The organism is Salinispora mooreana (assembly GCF_000379065.1).
Lineage (GTDB): Bacteria > Actinomycetota > Actinomycetes > Mycobacteriales > Micromonosporaceae > Micromonospora > Micromonospora mooreana.
In genome coordinates this window covers 1,701,588-1,719,343 of the sequence record NZ_KB900614.1, presented here as the reverse complement: position 1 = coordinate 1,719,343, position 17,756 = coordinate 1,701,588, and the positions used below count along the sequence as shown (strand labels likewise).

12 protein-coding genes and 4 pseudogenes are annotated in these 17,756 nt (G+C 69.8%); 13 read left to right on the top strand and 3 right to left on the bottom strand.

Going from position 1 to position 17,756, the window contains the following annotated elements:
• Positions 1–63: 63 nt before the first annotated feature.
• The 3 genes and pseudogenes from SALPAC6_RS28660 to SALPAC6_RS0108215 form a co-directional block, all read left to right on the top strand.
• Positions 64–1,008: pseudogene (locus SALPAC6_RS28660) on the top strand (transposase); the annotation flags it as partial.
• A gap of 543 nt (positions 1,009–1,551) precedes the next feature.
• Positions 1,552–1,884 carry a hypothetical protein gene (locus SALPAC6_RS0108220; protein ID WP_018252948.1) on the top strand — a complete coding sequence of 111 codons (333 nt, stop codon included), beginning with the start codon at positions 1,552–1,554 and terminating at the stop codon, positions 1,882–1,884.
• Positions 1,874–2,803: an adenosine kinase gene (locus tag SALPAC6_RS0108215; RefSeq protein ID WP_018252947.1), complete on the top strand. Its 930-nt coding sequence runs from the start codon at positions 1,874–1,876 to the stop codon at positions 2,801–2,803. The genes SALPAC6_RS0108220 and SALPAC6_RS0108215 overlap by 11 nt, the downstream gene beginning before the upstream one ends.
• A gap of 314 nt (positions 2,804–3,117) precedes the next feature.
• Here SALPAC6_RS0108215 and SALPAC6_RS25575 read toward each other — a convergent pair.
• Together SALPAC6_RS25575 and SALPAC6_RS25570 are read right to left on the bottom strand one after the other, a co-directional pair.
• Positions 3,118–3,580, bottom strand: a pseudogene (locus SALPAC6_RS25575) (site-specific integrase); the annotation flags it as partial.
• Positions 3,581–3,691: 111 nt separating this feature from the next.
• Positions 3,692–4,310: pseudogene (locus tag SALPAC6_RS25570) on the bottom strand (DDE-type integrase/transposase/recombinase); the annotation flags it as partial.
• A 604-nt stretch (positions 4,311–4,914) separates the two neighbouring features.
• On the opposite strand from SALPAC6_RS25570, the gene SALPAC6_RS0108195 reads away from it, so the two are divergent.
• From SALPAC6_RS0108195 to SALPAC6_RS0108160, 8 genes are all read left to right on the top strand, one after another.
• Complete coding sequence (locus SALPAC6_RS0108195; protein ID WP_223874275.1) at positions 4,915–7,368, top strand: sensor histidine kinase; 2,454 nt, start codon at positions 4,915–4,917, stop codon at positions 7,366–7,368.
• A complete protein-coding gene (locus SALPAC6_RS0108190; protein WP_018252944.1) occupies positions 7,368–7,778 on the top strand; it encodes a roadblock/LC7 domain-containing protein in 411 nt (136 codons plus the stop codon). The genes SALPAC6_RS0108195 and SALPAC6_RS0108190 overlap by 1 nt, the downstream gene beginning before the upstream one ends.
• A gap of 17 nt (positions 7,779–7,795) precedes the next feature.
• Complete coding sequence (locus SALPAC6_RS0108185; protein WP_397540899.1) at positions 7,796–8,317, top strand: hypothetical protein; 522 nt, start codon at positions 7,796–7,798, stop codon at positions 8,315–8,317.
• Between the two features lie 103 nt (positions 8,318–8,420).
• Entirely contained in the window at positions 8,421–9,743 is a 1,323-nt protein-coding gene (locus tag SALPAC6_RS0108180) for an ABC transporter substrate-binding protein (protein WP_018252942.1), read from the top strand.
• 20 nt (positions 9,744–9,763) lie between these two features.
• Positions 9,764–10,579, top strand: coding sequence for a class I SAM-dependent methyltransferase (locus tag SALPAC6_RS0108175; RefSeq protein ID WP_018252941.1), 816 nt, complete (start codon positions 9,764–9,766; stop codon positions 10,577–10,579).
• Positions 10,580–10,613: 34 nt separating this feature from the next.
• On the top strand, positions 10,614–11,492 hold the full coding sequence (locus tag SALPAC6_RS0108170) for a branched-chain amino acid ABC transporter permease (protein WP_026189438.1): 879 nt from the start codon (positions 10,614–10,616) through the stop codon (positions 11,490–11,492).
• Positions 11,489–12,487 carry a branched-chain amino acid ABC transporter permease gene (locus SALPAC6_RS0108165; RefSeq protein ID WP_026189437.1) on the top strand — a complete coding sequence of 333 codons (999 nt, stop codon included), beginning with the start codon at positions 11,489–11,491 and terminating at the stop codon, positions 12,485–12,487. Before SALPAC6_RS0108170 ends, SALPAC6_RS0108165 begins: the two co-directional genes overlap by 4 nt.
• Positions 12,484–13,995, top strand: a complete 1,512-nt coding sequence (locus SALPAC6_RS0108160) for an ATP-binding cassette domain-containing protein (RefSeq protein ID WP_018252940.1) — start codon at positions 12,484–12,486, stop codon at positions 13,993–13,995. The genes SALPAC6_RS0108165 and SALPAC6_RS0108160 overlap by 4 nt, the downstream gene beginning before the upstream one ends.
• A gap of 345 nt (positions 13,996–14,340) precedes the next feature.
• Here the strand turns inward: SALPAC6_RS0108160 and SALPAC6_RS0108155 are convergent, their stop codons facing one another.
• Complete coding sequence (locus SALPAC6_RS0108155; protein ID WP_018252939.1) at positions 14,341–15,324, bottom strand: serine hydrolase domain-containing protein; 984 nt, start codon at positions 15,322–15,324, stop codon at positions 14,341–14,343.
• A gap of 225 nt (positions 15,325–15,549) precedes the next feature.
• On the opposite strand from SALPAC6_RS0108155, the pseudogene SALPAC6_RS28890 reads away from it, so the two are divergent.
• Together SALPAC6_RS28890 and SALPAC6_RS0108145 are read left to right on the top strand one after the other, a co-directional pair.
• A pseudogene (locus tag SALPAC6_RS28890) lies at positions 15,550–15,648 on the top strand (IS5/IS1182 family transposase); the annotation flags it as partial.
• A 230-nt stretch (positions 15,649–15,878) separates the two neighbouring features.
• Positions 15,879–17,648 (top strand): carbohydrate-binding module family 20 domain-containing protein, encoded by a 1,770-nt coding sequence (locus SALPAC6_RS0108145; protein WP_018252938.1) that lies wholly within the window; start codon positions 15,879–15,881, stop codon positions 17,646–17,648.
• Positions 17,649–17,756 lie beyond the last annotated feature (108 nt).

Genomic DNA, 17,756 nt, shown 5'->3' with positions numbered 1-17,756 from the left:
GGCGGTTCACACCCCCAGCTCCACGGCCTCCCACATGCAGGCCACCTGCCAAGGCCTCGCCACCGACCGCAAACCCGGCTGATCTCCCAGGTCGGTGCGGTGGTGCGTCATCTGGCTGGCCGGGCCGGGGTGTCGGGCCTGGCGGTGGTCGTGTCCCGGCACACCGCCCTGCGGGCCCTGCTGCGCCTGCCGCTGCCCGAGCGCCGGGTGCCCCGCGTGCTCGGGGTGGATGACTTCGCGTCGTGTCGACGCCGGCGTTATGCCACCGTCCTGATCGACGCGGTCACCCGTGAGCGCGTTGATGTGCTGCCCGACCGCAAGGCCGCAACGCTGGAAACGTGGCTGCGGGAGCATCCCGGTGTCGAGGTGGTGTGTCGGGACTCTCTCCGGCGCCTATGCCGAAGCGGTCCGCCGCGCCCTACCCGGCGCGGTGCAGATCGCGGACCGCTGGCATTTGTGGCACAACCTCGCAGAGGCCGTCCGTAAAGAGGTCACCGCCCACAGTACGTGCTGGGCCGCCGCTGACCTGCCGCCGCAGGCCGGCATCCGGGCCGTGACCACCCGGCAGCGGTGGCAGCAGGTCCACGACCTGCTCGACAAGGGCGTCGGCCTGCTCGAATGCGCCCGCCGGCTCCACCTCGGTCTCAACACCGTCACACGCCACGCCCGCGTCAGCCAACCCGAACGCCTGGCCCGCGCACCGCAGCACCGGCCCACCCTCGTCGACCCCTACCGTGACCACCTGCGCCGACGCCGCCAACAAGACCCCGCCGCCGGCGCTACGCAGCCTCTCGCCGAGATCAGGAACTGGGCTACACCGGCAGCCTCAACCTGCTCTACCGCTACATCACCCAAGGCCGCATCGAAGCCGACCGCCCAGCTCTGTCTCCCAGCCGGTTGACCCGCTACCTCCTGACCCCACCCGACCAGCTCACAGACCACCAGTGAACGCTCGTCCACACCCTCACCAGCGCCTGTCCACAGATGACCGCGCTGGCCCGCTTCATCACCACCGAACGTGAGACAGAGCCGTTGTTTTTTACAGTCCCTGTTACGGTGGCTGCGGCGTTGTCATGGCGTCGATCTTGGCAGGGGGGCTGGGCTTTCGCTCCACCGCCTGCCGGTAGTTCATCGATTGTGGGCGGTTTTGACAGCAGTCGTACCAGCATCGTGGGAGCACGTCGGGCTGAGCGGGGCAACGGCTGGGGCGTCCACTCGGTCGGTCGTCAGGTGCTGTTGGCGGGCTTCTTCTCTGCGCAGCGGTTGTGATGAGGCGATCGACGGCGGCGATGCGGCAGTGGAGGCGTGACGTCCTGCCGCGCATCCTGCACCACGCCGGGCCACGCATGTTCGCGGTCCACGCCGCGCTGGCCGCGACCATGTCCCCGAGTTGGGGGATCTACAGCGGCTACGAGATCTGCGCGAACGAGCCCGCCCGACCCGGCGGCCACGCCTGGCCGCACGCCGAGAGGTTCGAGCTGCGGCAGGCGCGACTTCGCCGCCGCCCGGTCCATCGAGAAGTGGATCGGCCAGCTCAACCAGATCCGGCGGGTGCCTCCCGCCCTGCACCGGCTGCGTACCCTGCGCTTCCACCACATCGACGGCGATCGGCTGATCGCGTACTCGAGGACGGGCCCCGCCACGGGGGACATGGTCCTGTGCGTGGTGAGTCTCGACCCCGACGTCCCGCGCCGGGGCACGCTCGTCCTCGCCCCCGGCGACCTCGGGATCTCCGCGCGCTCCGTCGATCTCGTCGACGAGGTCAGCGGCGAGGCGCTGACCTGGTCCCAAACACTCCCCGTCCACCTGGACCCTGGGCGGGATGTCGCCGCCATCTACACCAGCCCCGCACCACCTCCCCTGAGGAGCACCTGTGAGCACTGAGATCGACGTCCTTGTTCTGGGTGGCGCCGGCGTGGACACCATCGTCCACGCACCGCAGCTGCCCCTTCCGTTCGCCGACAGCTACATGGTGCCGGCGATCACGACCCGCGCGGGGCAGACCGGCGACTTCGTGGCGATGGCGGTCCACGCACTGGGTCTGCGTACCCACCACATCGATGTGATCGGCGACGACCACGAGGGCGACTTGGTTCGCGCCCTGCACGCCGAGCGGGGCATCCCGCTCACCGCCTTTCCGCTGCGGGCCGGTACCCGCCGTGCGGTCAACCTCGTCGCCCCGGACGGACGGCGGCTGTCCCTGTACGACAGCAGCCGATCCGAGGCGGGGGACCGGCTCCCGGTGGAGACGGTCACCGCCCTCGCCGCGGCGAGCCGGCACGCCCACGTGTCGATCACCTATCCGTGCGCCTTCGCCCTCCCCACGCTGCACGCGGCGGGCGTAACCATCTCCACGGACCTGCACAACTGGGACGGCAACGAGCCTTACCACGAGGACTTCGCCTACGCGGCCGACCTCGTCTTCGTGTCGTCGGCCGCACTGGCCGACCCCGAGCAGACGATGCGCCGCATCGTCGAACGCGGCCGGGCCCGCACGGTCGTCGCCACCGCCGGAGCCGAGGGAGCGTACCTGCTGGTCGACGGCGAGTTCAGCCATGTTCCGGCGGTCGATCCGCCGGCGCTGGTGGTGGACTCCAACGGTGCGGGCGACGCCTTCGCCGCAGGCTTCCTGCTCGGCTGGCTCGCAGGAGAGCCGGCGCGGCGGTGCGCCCTGTACGGCGCGATCTCCGGGGCCTACGCCTGTACCGTGGCGGCGACGAACGTCGACTCCATCGACCGGGGCGCGCTGCTCGCCCGTGCGGCGGAACTGGACCCGCCCGCGGGTCGAGGCCGCCGCTGGTGACGGCGCCCTGGAGTGGATATGACGGGCACGTCGGCCGCCACCGGCTACGACGTCGTCATCCTCGGGGCGGGGTGGCGGGCTCCGTGCTGGCAAGCCGGGTGAGCGAGGATCCCGACCGGTCTGTCTGCCTGGTGGAGGCCGGCCCGGACTACGGCGCGCGGCCGAACGCATGACCGCCGAAGGTGCTCAACGCCCGCGTTCTGCCATGGGACGACGTGTGGGAGCGTCAGGCCTGTGTACCGTGCCAAACTCGTTTACCGGCTTTGAACCGGTGTTTTGGAGATCGTGTCAGACTGCCCGGTGGTACCCGTTGATCAGCCCGTTGAGTCGTTGTCGGCGTTCATCGCCGTTCCCGCCTCCGTGATCGACTGTCGGTCCGGGTGTAGGTACCGCTGGGTGGTGGTCAGTGATCCGTGCCCGGCGATCTCCCGTGGCGCACTTGTCGATCAGGCCACCGGGTCCGGGTGTGGTCTGCCGGCGTACCGTCCACATCCAGGATTCCCGGTCGATGTCCTCGGCCCGGACGCCGGAGACCTCCCCGATCCGCGCCGCTGTGCAGGCTGCGAATATCACCACGTCGGCCCACCCGGTGAAGCCGGTTGCGGACCGCTCGACAAGCGCGTCGGAAAGCGCGGTGAGTGATTCCCGGTCAGGCAGTGCCAGTGAGCGGGGATCGTCCAATTCGTCTGCGGCCTGCTGGTAGTCGCGTTGCCACCCGGTAACCTGCGCCGGGTTGTGCTGAATTATGCCGTCGCGTACGGCCTGCTCCATCACGCGCTTCGAAATTACGCGGGGTTGAGGTGTCCGCGGTGGCGACGGGTCGTGGTCGCGCGGGTCCGGAGGCGTTGATTCTCTGGGTTGCGGAGGCGGGACTGCCCCGGGTTTGGTTGACTCGACCAATCCGTTGCGGTGCAACGCTTTCGCGAAATTCTCTTGTTCCGGGATTGGCTGCCTCTGTCCGAGTGCACGATCGTGGCGGCCGGGTTCGGCAGCCGGATGGCCTTGGACAGCGCCGCGACGGCCAACGAGGCTCTCACCTGCGAGTCGGTGGAGTAGCCGACGATCCGACCGGAGTGCATGTCCTTGATCGCGCACAGGTACAGCTTGCCCTCGGCGGTGGGACGCTCGGTGATGTCGGTCAGCCACAGCCGGTTCGGGCCGGCGGTGATGCCGTGGGCGGGGAGTTCATCGGCGATGAACCGGTACCCGAACGCCGGGTCATCGGCATGGATGTCGAGGGCGGCGTTGATCCGATACGCGTCGTTGAAGTCCCGCTGCGACACCGGATTCTTACGCCACGCGTAATAGGCCTGCTTACTGAACCCCAGCACCCGGCAGGTCACCGCGACGGGGATCCCGCCCGCGGCCAGATCACCGACCAGCGGGTACATCATTGTGGGGAGATCTCCTTGGCGAATTACGCCGCGGCCCGCCGCAGAATCTCGTTCTCCCGCTCCAACACCCTGTTCCTACGGCGCAACTCCCGCAGCTCCGCCGACTCGCTGCTGGTGCTCCCGGGACGGACAGCGTCCTCGGCGGAACTCCAGGGGGAACGCTTTCGGCATGACAGACATCCTTCCAGCGAGGAACGTATCCTCACAGGTCAGGAGTCAACCGAACCGGGGCGGTCCCCCTACATCACGCGGGGCTTTGTGAGTCCACATAGTGTGGTGGTTGATTTTTGGGCGCGCCCAAAGTCTAATGGATCAGCCAAGGTATCGATAGGCGCTGCAAGGCGGCCGCCCGGCCGGCGGTACCGGCCCTGCTACCAGGGAGTTTCCCCTTCGTGTCGGCCGGATCATTCGTCTACACCTCCGGGGCGTCGAGAGAGGCGCGTCAGGGGAGAGGCGCTGCTGCTCATCGCCTTCCTGGTCGGGTTGGTTTTCCGTGGTGTGGCTGGCTGGCTGGTTCGTGAGGCGGAGATCCAGCGGTTGGTGTCGCTCAAGTGGAGGGCCGGCCTCGCCTTCGGGCCCGGTTGTGGAGCGGTGGCCTGCGTGAGTCTCCTCGCCAGCGGCTCGCGACCTGTCGTTAGCGGCACGATCACAAGGATGGTGGGGTTGGACAGCACTACGAGGCAGGGCTCGGCTGCGAGAACGCGGCTGTTGGCCGACATGCCGGTCCGGGTCAAGGCGGCGCTGATCGTGGTACCGACCGCGCTGGTGGCGGTGCTCTCGACGGGCTTCGGCCTCTGGTCCTCGATCGCAGAGGCCAGATCCGCGCAGCGTGCCGGGGACATGTTCGCGGCGAGTGCGGCTGGTGCGGGGGTAGCACAGCGGCTTCAGGTCGAGCGGAACGCCGCGGTGGGTTTGCTGCTGCCTGGCTCGACGGTCACTCCTGCGGACTTCGAGCGGGCAGTCCAGGACACGGACCGTGCGTTGTCGCGGTTCCACGAGCGGCGCGACCGGCTTGACGAACTCCCGGAGTCCGTGCGAGTGGTCTTAGCCAGGGTGGACGCGGGGTTGGTGGACGTGAGGGCGCAGCGACAGCGGGTGCGTGGTGACGGGCTGGTGTCGCTGTCGGCGGTAGCCTTCGGCTACCGAGGGATAATCGCTGATCTTGATGACTTGCTTCCCGCAGTAGCGCAGAGCAGGGTGACTCCTCAGCTCGCGGATGAGATACGAGCGTCGGCGGCGTTGTCGCGGGCCCGCGAGTCGGTGAGCCAGCAGCAGGTGGCGGTGTTGCAGGCGGTGGCGGCGCGGCGGTTGACCCCGGCACTACATGCCGAGGTTGTGGCCGCTCGCTCTGCACAGGACGAGGCGCTGCGCGAGTTCGACGCCTTGGCGCGGTCGTCGTGGCAGGCATTGGCGGGTCGGACGTTGACCGGCCCGGACGTGCTGGCCGCCGTACGGCTGGACGGGGCGGTGTCGGGCACCGGTGTGTACGAGCCGGTCCGGCTGCCGGGCGGTGCTGAGCAGTGGAGCCGGGTGATGACCACCCGGGCGGATCTGCTCTCTCAGGTGCAGGTGACGGTGAATGGTGACATTGGGGCCACCGCCGATGACCTGTGGATGGAGCAGGTTCGCGCAGCGGTGGTGCAGGCCGGTGTGCTGACGGTGATGTTGACCGTTGCCGTGCTCACCGCGGTGCGGGTGGCGCGGTCGTTGGTTGGCCAGCTGTCGATGTTGGAGCAGGGTGCGCGGCGGGTCGCGGATGTCGAGCTACCGGGCCTGGTCGGACGGCTGCGGGCGACCTCGGACCCTGCGGAGGCACAGCGGTTGGCTGAGGGCGCTGGCGGGGTCTCGGTGCCGGTGGTCGGCCGGGATGAGGTGGGCCGGGTCGCAGACGCCTTCAACGGGGTTCTTCGCTCCGCAGTGGATGCGACGGTGGATCAGGCGCGAGGTCGGGCTCTGGTAAGCGCCATGATCACGTCGATCGGGCGGCGGGTGCAGGCGCTGACGGAGCAGCTGCTGGGCAGCATCGACAACCTCGAACGCGACGAGGATGACCCGGACCGGCTGGCCAGGGTGTTCGGCGCTGACCAGCAGGCGACGCGTCTGCGCCGCTACGGCGCGAACCTGCTGATCGTCGCCGGTGGTGGCCCCGGCCAGGTGCAGCGACAGCCGGTGGAGCTCGGCGACCTCATCCAGGCGGCGTTGTCGGAGACCGAGGGCTTCGCCCGGATCAGTGTGGAGCGGCTGGTCGAAGCCGAGATCGACGCCCGCGCGGTTGCCGCGGTCAAGTCCATCCTCGCGGAGTTGCTGGACAACGCTACCCGGTTCTCCGCCGACCAGGTGCAGGTGTTCGCGGTGTGGGCTGGGCGCGACGTGCAGATCCTCATCGTCGACTCCGGCCTCGGGTTGACCCCCGAGCAGTTGGACCGCGCCAACGCACTGCTGTTGAGTCCGGAGGTGGAGGTCGCGGTCACCGACCAGATGGGTTTGGTCGTGGTTTCCCGTCTTGCCCGCGAGTTCGGCGTGACGGTGCGCCTGAACCCGAGCCGGCCGGCCGGTATCACGGCCGAGGTGACCGTACCGGCCGAGTACGTGACCCGGGTGCACGTACGGGAGATTGTTGTTCCCAGCCAGATCCAGCGAGGGCCTCAGCAACCGTTCGCGTCGCCGGTGAATGCGGCTCCCGCGTCGGTGCCGCCGATTCCGCGAACCGGTAGCGGCTGGACCGGGCCCACCCAGTTGTCCCCGACGGTGCCGCCGTCGGACGCGACGATGGAATTGCCGCTGGTGCGCCACGAGCGAGGTCCGCTTCCGTTGCCGGCGGGCGCTGCCCGGCCGGCGGATGCCCCGACGTTTCGGGAGATGGCGGTCCGGTCGCCGTGGCTGTGGCCGCAGAGCGGCGACGGGCACGGTGGGTTCCGGACCGCGGCCGACGCGGGCTGGCATGCTGCGGCGACCACCGCTGAGCCGGCCACCGACGGGCATACCACGTCCGGTCTGCCGCGGCGCCGTTCCCAAGCGCACGTGGTGCCGGGTGGGATACCGACACCGCGCACCCACTCCGAACCATCCGCGCCGATCGATCCTGCGGCGATCAGGGCGCAGGTCGCCGGCACGTTACGCGGCCTGCGGGCCGCGTCTGCCACCCCTCCCCTTTCGACAGGAGAACGTTGATGAGCGCCACCACTGCCACACCCCGCAATCCCCAGCTCTCGGTCGTGCTGGATGGCTTGGCCCGGCAGATTCCGGCCGTGGCCCATGTCGTCGCGGTGTCCGGGGACGGGCTGCTGCTGGCCCGCACCGCCGGTCTGGACAGTGACCGGGGCGACCAACTCGCCGCTATTGTGTCCGGTCTGGTCAGCCTGGCCCGTGGCGCCACCGACCTGTTGGAGACCGGCGGCGTGCAATTCCAGATGCTGATGATGAACGACGGCATCCTCGTGGTGCAGCAGGTGCCCGACGGAACCTCGCTGGCGGCCCTGGCCCGCACCGAATGTGACCCATCCCAGGTCGCCTACGAACTGGCGGCGCTCGCGGCCCGGATCGGTGAGCAGGCCAAGCCGGGACCCCGCACCGCCGGTTGACTCGCGTGCGGGCGGTGATGATCGTGGACAGGGGCACCAGCGTGGCAGACGGGCGGGCCTCGGCGGTCACGGTCCTGGTGGTCGGCGGCCCAGGCGTGGGCAAGACGTGCTTCCTGCGGTCCGCCAGTCACGGCCACACGGTGCTGGCCGGGCAGCCGGGTAGCGTGTGGGAGGTCGGCTACGCCACGCTGCCCAGCGGTGTCACCATCGCCGTGCGCACCACCCCCGATCAGCGGCGCTGGTGGTGGATGTGGGACCAGTGCAGCGCCGGTGCCGTCGGTGCCGTGGTGTTGGTCGACACCACCCGGCTGCCCGCCTCGTATCCGGCGCTGGACTGGCTCGACGCCCGCCGCCTGCCGTACCTGGTGGCGATCAACCGGCCGCTCGGCGGCACTCGTAACCGTCACGAGATCCGCGAGGCGCTGCGGGTCGCGTCGCACGTCCCGGTCCTGACCTGCGACGCCACCGAGCCCGCCTCCGTCCGTTCCGTCCTGAAGCACCTCCTCACCACCGACCGCGCCGCAAGCCACCACCCGTGATGCCGCCGGCAGCGCCCCTGGCTGCGAGCAGCAACCTCATCGCCCCTGAACACGGCCAGTACCGGCGTATCCCGGACGCGAAACTGTCGACGAAAGGATTCCTGTGACCCCTCAACAGACCACCGGCCGATCTCGGCGGCGACGAGCGGTCGCCATCGCCGTCGCCACCCTGCTTCTCACGGTCTCCGGATGCTCCGGGTCCAGCCTTGGCGACTCGGACGCCAGCGGCGAGGAGATCCGCATTGGCCTCATCGTGCCGAAGTCCGGTCCCTACAAGGCGATCGGCGACGACCAGGCCGCCGGGTTTCGGCTGGCCCTGGACAAGCTGGGCGGTAAGCTCGGCGGCCGACCGGTCACGGTGATCGAGGCCGACGAGGGCGAGGGCAAGGCCACCGCGCTCGCGTCGGCGCGCAAGCTCATCGAGCAGGACAAGGTCCTCGCCCTGGTTGGCGGCGGGACCGCGGACACGGTGCAGACCCTGTACCCGTTGCTGAAGGAATCCGGGGTGCCGCTGATCGGCACCGGCGGGCGCCCGTCGACGGTAGAGGACCCGACCTACCTGTGGTCGACGTCGTGGTTGAGTCAGGAGACCGGCGCGTCGATCGCCGGCTACCTGCGCCAGAAGGTCGGCGAGGGCCGAGTGTGGGTGATCGGCCCGGACTACATCGGCGGACGCGACCAGATCGGCGGGTTCGTCGACCCGTTCCGCAAGGCCGGCGGGAAGCTGGCCAACCCTGGCGGAGAGCCGACGTGGACGCCGTGGGCGCCGGCCCCGACCACCGAGTTCTCCCCGTACCTCACCAAGATCAAGGAATCTGGGGCGGCAGCGGTCTACACCTTCTACGCGGGTGCCTCTGCGGTGGAGTTCGTCAAGCAGTACCGGCAGTACGGCGTCGATGTGCCGCTGTACGCCTCAGGATTCCTCACCGAAGGCCCGTCGCTGGCCGCGTTGGGCCCGGCGGCGGAGGGGATCTACACGGCCCTGAACTACTCCACCACGCTGGACAACGCGGCGAACCGGGACTTCGTGCGCCGGTACACGGCGGCCAACGACGGGAAGCTGCCGAATCTCTACCACGTGTGCGCGTGGGACGCGGCGCTCGTGCTGGACAAGGCCATCGCCGAAGCGCTCGCCGGCCCCGACGCCCCAGCGGCGTCGCCGGTGCCGGGCAGCTCCACGGCGGTCAGCCCGGCAACCTCGTCCTCCGCGTCCGCCGCGGCTGGCGGGGCGAGTGGTGAGCTGACCGGGCAGTCACTGACTGCGGCGCTGTCGCGGGTCGGGTCGATCGACTCGCCCCGGGGTGCCTGGCAGTTCGGGCCCAAGAACCACACCCCGGTGCAGGCGTACTACCTGCGCGAGGTCGCCCAGGACGGGCAGGTGTGGGTCAACCGCACCATGCAGACGTTGACCACCCTCGGTTCCTGACCCCCGGAAGGACAGACGCGATGACGACGACCACCGCCGGCGAGCAGACCGCCGGATACATGTTCGACAACGCCACCGACGAGGCCGCCAACCAGCTGCGGTTCCTCGGTGAGATCCTCGATCTCGGCACCCGTCGGCTCCTGACCGAGGCCGGGCTGACGCGGGGCTGGAACGTCACCGACGTCGGCGCCGGAGCGGGCACGCTGACCGCGTGGCTGTCCGACCAGATCGCCCCGGCCGGGCACGTCACTGCCGTGGACCTCGACCCCCGCCACATCCCGACCGGCCCCAACATCACCGTCCGGACCGGCGACATCCGCCACCTGACGTTGGAGGGGGCGCAGCAGGCGGTCGTCGCCCGGCTGGTGCTGATGCACCTGCCCGAGCGGGAGCAGGTCCTCGCCCAGCTGATGGGGGCTCTCGCTCCGGGTGGGGTGCTCGTGGTGGCGGACTGGGACTGCACCTGGCGGGACATGATCCGCCGCAGCCCCAGCCCCCGCGCCACCGAGCTGATCGAACGCTTCCATGACGCGCTGATCGGCTTCGGCGAGTCAAGGGGGGCGGACATGGGCTGGGCCAAGCGGGCACCGGAGGTGATGATGCGCGCCGGCCTGGTCGACGTCGACAGTCACATCGAATCCCGGTCCTGGCGCGGCGGCACCGGCATCTGCCTGCTGCACCGCAGCAACTCGATCCAGCGCGAGGCGCAGCTGCTCGACGCCGGGATGACCCGCGACGAGCTGACCGAGCTGCGGGAGGTGCTGATGGACCCGGAGCTGTTGCTGTCCGGCTACCTGATGCACACCACCGTCGGCCGCCGCCCCGCCCACACCTGACCGGCGGACCCGCAGCGAGGAAAGGAGGAGTGCCGTGGGCCTGGCCGGGCTCGTCAACCCCTACACGATCACCGCGCTGGATGGCGTCGCGTACGGGCTGTTGCTGTTCACCATCGCCGCTGGGCTGACGTTGATCGTCGGCGTGGCCGGGGTGCTCAGCATGGCCCACGGCACCCTCTACCTCGCTGGTGCCTACCTCGCGTGGTACCTCGCCGACGGCGGCTGGGCCGGCCTCGCCCTCGCCCTCGCCGGTGCGGTGGTGGTGGGCGCGTTCGGGGGAGCGGGTCTGGCCGCCGCGGTGCGCCCGCTCACCGACCGGCCGCTCGATCAGGTGCTGGCGACCCTCGGCGTCGCCTATATCGCCGCCGACCAGTTCAGCACCGTGTTCGGCGCCGAACCGCGGTCGGTCGACCCGCCCCGGGCGCTCGCCGGCTCGGTCAGCCTGGGTGACTACCAGTATCCGGTCTATCGGCTGGGGTTCATCGCCGTCGGGGTGCTGCTCGTGGTGGGGCTGTTCTGGTTCGTCGAGCGCTCCCGCGTCGGAGCGGTCGTGCGCGCGGTGGTCGCCGACCCGGGCATGGCCGCCGCCAGCGGCCTGCGCACCGGCCTCGTCCGGACCGGGGTGTTGGTCGGTGGGGGAGTCCTTGCCGTGACCGCCGGGGTGCTCGGGGCGCCGGTCATCGGCCCATCGCCGGGCGTGGACACCACCATCCTGGTGTACTCGCTGATCGTCTGCGTCGTCGGCGGCCTCGGCAGCATCCGCGGTGCCCTGCTCGCCGCACTCGGCGTCGGGCAGATCCTCACCCTCGGCGTGGCCCTCGTCCCCGGCGCTGCCGCGTTCCTGCTCGCCGCCGCCATGCTTGCCGCGCTCACCATCCGCCAACGCACCGCACTCCCAGGACGGCCCGCATGACCACCATCCTCACCCCGAACCCCGACGCGGGCATCGCACAGACGCCGGTCCGCCGCTGTGGGTTCGGGCCGGCGTGGCTGTTGCCGACAGCGGGGGTCGGTGTTCTGGTGGCGGCGGTGACGTTGCCGTGGCTGATCAATGCCTATCTGATCTCTCTTGCCACCACCGCCCTGGTCATGGCTGTCCTCGCGATGAGCGCCCAACTCTTGGCCGGGCTCCCCGGACTCGCGCCGCTGGGACAGGCCGCCTACCTGGTCGTCGGCGCGTACACCGCCGCGAGCGTCGCCACGCTGACTGGCCTCGGCCCGGTCCAACTGCTCGCCGCTGCCGCTGCTGGTGCTGTCGCGGCAGCCGTGACCGGCGTCTTGGCGGTGCGGGCCCGGGGAACCACCTTCCTCATGGTCACGTTCGGCCTGGGCGAACTCGTCCACGCCGCCGCGAACCAGTGGGCGCCCGGCGGCAGCGAAGGCATTCACACGCCGCCCGTCGTCGCGCTGCCTGGCCTGCCGGCGATGGTGCGGCCCGGCTGGGTGTACCTGTACGTGCTGGCCTGCACCCTGCTGATCGGCGCGGCCGTCGCCGTTGTCGTTCGGACCCGTTTCGCGTGGCTGCTGCGCGGCATCGCCGCCCACGAACCCCGGGTGCAGGCAGCCGGGCAGCACACCGGCCGGCTGCTGCTCGCCGCATACACGATCGCCGGGGGGATCGCCGGCGCGGCCGGGGCACTAGCCATCGCGGACACCCGGTACGTCTCGCCCGCCGACGCGGCCATGGGCGTCTCCGCCCTCGCTCTCGCTGCCGCGCTCATCGGCTCCGGCAGCATGGCCGGCGCCTGCGCCGGAGCGGTCCTCCTCGTTGCCGCCCGGGACTGGGTCGGCGGTCTGCTCGGTGGCCACGGACCCACCCTGCTCGGCCTGGCCTTCCTGCTGCTGGCCTACCTGCCCCGGCACCGCCTCGCCGGCCTCACCACGAGATTCCCGAGGAGGCGGAGATGACCGGCGCGCTACTACGCCTGGTGACCGTCAGTCGCTCCTACGGCGCCCGCCGCGCTGTCAACGAGGTCAGCGTCGAGCTGCCCCCCGGGGCCCGGCACGCGATCATCGGCCCCAACGGTGCCGGCAAGAGCACCTTGCTGCACCTCGTCGCCGGCACCCTGCGCCCTACCTCCGGGCGCATCCACTACGCCGGACACGACATCAGCGGCTGGCCGGCCCACCGCCGGGCCCGCGCCGGGATCGCCCGCACCTGGCAACACCCGGCGCTGGCCCGCCCACTCACCGCCGTGCAGAACGTGCTACTCGCCGTCCCCGGGCAACGCCTCGCGGCCCTGCGGCCCCAACGGCGTGCCGTGACGGCCGCCCACGCGGCCCTGGCCCAGGTCGGTCTGGCCAAGCTGGCCGAGCGGCCCGCCGGCCAACTCGCCTACGGCGACCAGCGCCGACTGGAGATCGCCGTAGCGCTCGCCGCCGCACCCCGGCTCCTGCTGCTCGACGAGCCCTCCGCCGGCCTCGCCGCCGAGGAGATCACCCGCCTCACCGAGCTGATCCGCGCGCTGCCGGACGACATGACCGTGCTACTGGTCGACCACAACCTCGACTTCGTCGCCGCCGTCGCCACCACCGTCACCGTGCTGCACCACGGCCAGCACATCGCCACCGGCACCCCCGCAGAGATCCGCGACCACCCCGACGTACGCCGCGTCTACCTCGGCACCGATGCCCTCACCAGCCCGGCACCCAACAGCCCGGCCACCCCGGCGGCCGTGGCCGGGACGCCAGTCCTGCGCGTGCGCACCCTGAGCGCCGGCTACACCGGCGCGCCGGTGCTCACCGACATCACCCTCGACGTGCGGGCCGGGCGGGTGGCCGCGGTCGTCGGACGCAACGGCGCCGGCAAGACCACCCTGATCAACACCATCGCCGGCCTACACCCCGCCGGACCCGGCACCGACATCCTCCTGCACGGACAGCCCTTGACCGGGTGCGACACCCGCCGTCGGGCCCGCGCCGGCCTCGGCATGGTTCCCCAGGGCCGCCGCTTGTTCGCCGGACTCACCGTCGACGAACACCTCACCCTGCCCCGACCACACCCCACCCGCTCCAGGAGCGTCGACGCCCGCCAGGTGCTCGACCTGTTCCCGGTCCTGGCCGAGCGACGCCAGCACCGACCTCACCAGCTCTCCGGCGGCGAGCAGCAGATGCTCGCCCTGGCCCGCGCGCTGCTGGCCGCCCCGGACGTGCTCCTGCTCGATGAGCCGGCCGAAGGACTCGCCCCCGCCGTCGTGGGGCAGCTCGCGGCGATCATCACCGGCCTCGCCGCCGAAGGCACCGCGATCCTGCTCGCCGAGCAGAACCTCGCCCTGGCCTGCCAGGTCGCCCACGACATCGCCGTCCTGGACCGTGCCCGCATCGTCCGTCACGTCGCCACGGCCGACATTCGCGAGTACCCCACCGATCTGCACGACCTGCTCACGGTCCCGACCACCGCACCGACACCGTCCTGACCGCGACCCGCGATCACCACCGACCCGGCGAGGTCACCCCCCATGCCTCGCCGGTGTGCACACCACCCTCGGACGAGCATGGTGCGGTGCCCGCCGGGTGGGGGCTACCCGTGGTGATGGGTGGTCAACCACTGGATCGACGGAGAGGTGAGCTCGGAGGGCAACGCCAACCTGGGGCCAGCTCGCGGCCGAACTCGAAGCGTTCGTGGCCGCGCTCCGGGCGGCGACCCCGGCAGCGTACGCCGGGACACCACGGTGAGCCTCTTCGGGACAAGGACGCGTTCGTACGGGAGTGGACCGCTGCGGCCACCGGTCTCGTCGGCGGTGAGGGAGAGCTTCGCCTGGTCAAGCCACTGCGGGAAGGATGACCTGCTCCAGCACCGCCCGCGGGACCCGCCACTGGTCGGGGTCGTCGTAGTTGCCAGCGGTGATGGCCACGGTAAGGTCCAGGTCAGGTAGGACGTACAGGCGCTGACCGCCGTTGCCCGAGCCGGCCACCAGCCGTGGGTCCTTGGTGGATTCGACATACCACTGGTAGCCGTACCCCCCGCCCCAGCTGGTCTGTAGTCGTGGCTGAAGCATCGTGTGGATCCAGTCGGCCGGGACGATCGGTTGACCGTCCCAGGCTCCATCGGCCAGCACCAGCTCGCCGAGCCGGGCTAGGTCGTGGGGCGCAAGTCGCAGTCCGGAGGCTGCGGAGGCCACTCCGTCTGCGCCAGTCATCCACTCAAATTGATCGATCTCCAGCGGCGTGAACAGCACGGCCTGCCCATACTGCGGCAGCGACAGCCCGGTGCCGTCGGAGATCAGTTGGCCGAGCAGGGCCGTGGCACCACCGCAGTAGGTCCAACGGGTGCCGGGTGGCTCGAGGGTCGGCCGCTCCAGGATGTAACGGTATCGGTCCGGTGCCAGCTCCATCGCGATCTCGGCGTTGGCCGGGCTGTTGTACGGGACGTCTTCGCTCCACTCCAGGCCCAAGGACATCGTCAGCGCGTGCGCGACCGTGAGCCGGGCACGCTGGGGATCGGCGGCCAGGTCGGGGTACTGCGAGAACCGCGGCACGAGTGGTTCTTCCGGCCGTGGGACCAACCCTTTGCCAAGGGCGATGCCGTACAACAGCGCGGTGACGCTCTTGGTGACTGACCGGATGTCGTGCAGCGTCTCGGGCCTGAACTCGACGACGCCCCGCGAGTCGCCCCAGGCGAAGTCCTCGCCGATCCCGTAGTACTCCAACAACGTCTGGCCGCCACGAACCGCCACGATGGCATGCAGGCCGCTGAGCTGGCCAGTTTTGAGCACCTCATCGAGACGGTCACGCAACTGCTTCATCACGGGCACCTCCGGAACGGGATGTCGACCAGCGGACGTCCGTTATACCGGAATTTTCGCCTTGGAGGCCAACGCAGCCACCGTCCCAACAATCTGAGGACCAGGAAGACCACGCCCGCCGCCGTGACAGACGGACCACCACCATGGCCGACAACGATCCACACCGGTCAAAGGCGATATGGGCCGCCGCCGGGTCGAAGACGCCAGCCTGAAGCCCGAATCATCGACGACCTGCACGCGGCGATGCGCCGGGCCGCACGTTTGGCGTACGCGATCCTCGACGGGACGCTGACCCCGATCGACCGGTCGGCGATCAGCGGTCCTACCACCCCTTGACCCCTTGCAGCTATGCGGCAGGTCTTGACTCGGTGCGGGCTCGAGACGTATTGACGTTTGCCTACGGGTATGGTTACCATCTGTGCAAAATTTTCCAGCAAGTTTCGTCGGTGTTGCAGTGCTGATTGCAAGATCTATCAGAGAGTCGTCAATGGCGCCCGCCGGTTGACGGTGCCCCCGACCCGTCCCACTCCACCGTCCCTGTTAGGAGAACTCAGGTGCTGACCACGCTCGGTCCACACCGCTGGTGTCGGCGTGCAGCCGGCCTCCTCGCCGCCGCTCTCGTCACCGTCATCACCGTCATCACCGCCACCTCGCTGCCGGCCAACGTTCAGGCGTCGCCGCCGGGCGACCGGGACATCACCGCTGTCCTGTTCGAGTGGCGCTTCGACTCGATCGCCCGGGCCTGCCAGGACACACTGGGGCCCAAGGGGTACGGCTTCGTCCAGGTCTCCCCGCCGCAGGAGCACATCCAGGGCTGGCAGTGGTGGACGTCGTACCAACCCGTCAGCTACCACATCTCCGGCCGGCTGGGTGACCGGAACGCGTTTCGGGCCATGGCCGAGGCCTGCCACGGTGCCGGTGTGAAGGTCATCGTGGACGCGGTTATCAACCACATGACCGCAGGATCCGGCACCGGCACCGGCGGCACGAACTACAACAAGTACGACTACCCAGGCTTCTACCAGGTCCAGGACTTCCACTCCTGCCGCGAACACATCAGCGACTATCGCAACCGCTACGAGGTCCAGGAGTGTGAACTGCTCGGCCTGGCAGACCTGAACACCGGGTCCGACTACGTACGGGGGCGTGTCGCTGGCTACCTCAACGACCTTCTCTCCCTCGGCGCGGACGGCTTCCGCATCGACGCGGCCAAGCACATCGCCGCCAGCGACCTGGCGGCGATCCGTTCCCGGATGAGCAACCCCGACGCCTACTGGATCCAGGAGGTGATCTACGGTGCTGGTGAGGCGGTCCAGCCCAGCGAGTACCTCGGCACGGGCGACGTGCAGGAGTTCCGCTACGCGCGTGACCTGAAGCGGGTGTTCCAGAACGAGAAGCTGGCCTATCTGCGCAACTACGGTGAAGGTTGGGGCTACCTGTCCAGCGGCAAGGCCGGCGTCTTCGTCGACAACCACGACACCGAACGCAACGGCGAGACCCTCTCCTACAAGAACGGCTCCGACTACACGCTCGCCAATGTGTTCATGCTGGCCTGGCCGTACGGCGCGCCGCACGTGCACTCCGGCTACGAGTTCAGCGACCGGGATGCCGGCCCGCCCAACGGCGGCCACGTCAACGCCTGCTACTCCGACGGGTGGAAGTGCCAACACGCCTGGCGCCAGATAGCCAACATGGTGGGCTTCCGCAACGCCGCCGCCGGCACCGGTGTGACGAACTGGTGGGACAACGGCAACGATCAGATCGCGTTCGGCCGCGGTGACCGGGCCTTCGTCGCCATCAACCAGGAAGGCGGCACCCTCACCCGAACCTTCCAGACGTCACTGCCCACCGGCACCTACTGCGACGTGCAGCACGGTGACCCGACCACGAGTGGCGGATGCACCGGACCCACCTACACGGTCAACTCCTTGGGCCAGTTCGCCGCGAGCATCGGCCCGGGGGACGCGGTGGCCCTCTACCGGGGTGCCACGGGCAGCCCGACTCCGGACCCGTCCCAGTCCCCGTCGGATCGCGTCAACGTCACGTTCGCGGTCACCGCCACCACCGTCTGGGGGCAGAACGTCTTCGTCGTCGGTGACCACCCTGACCTCGGCTCATGGAACCCCGACCGCGCCCTGCCGATGAGCGCCGCCAGCTATCCCCAGTGGCGGCTGACCACCCCCCTGTCCAGCGGCATCGCCATCCAGTACAAGTACATCCGCAAGGAGTCCAACGGTCAGGTTACCTGGGAAAACGGCAGCAACCGGACCGCCACGATCCCGAACAGCGGAACACTGACCCTGACCGACAATTGGCGGAACTAACTCCGAACCGACGGACCCAGACGTACGTTGTTCGGCTGTGCCTGTGAAGTTCCTGTCTGATGACCAGGTGGGCTGCGTACGAGCGGTTCGTCGGTGACCTGACCCGTT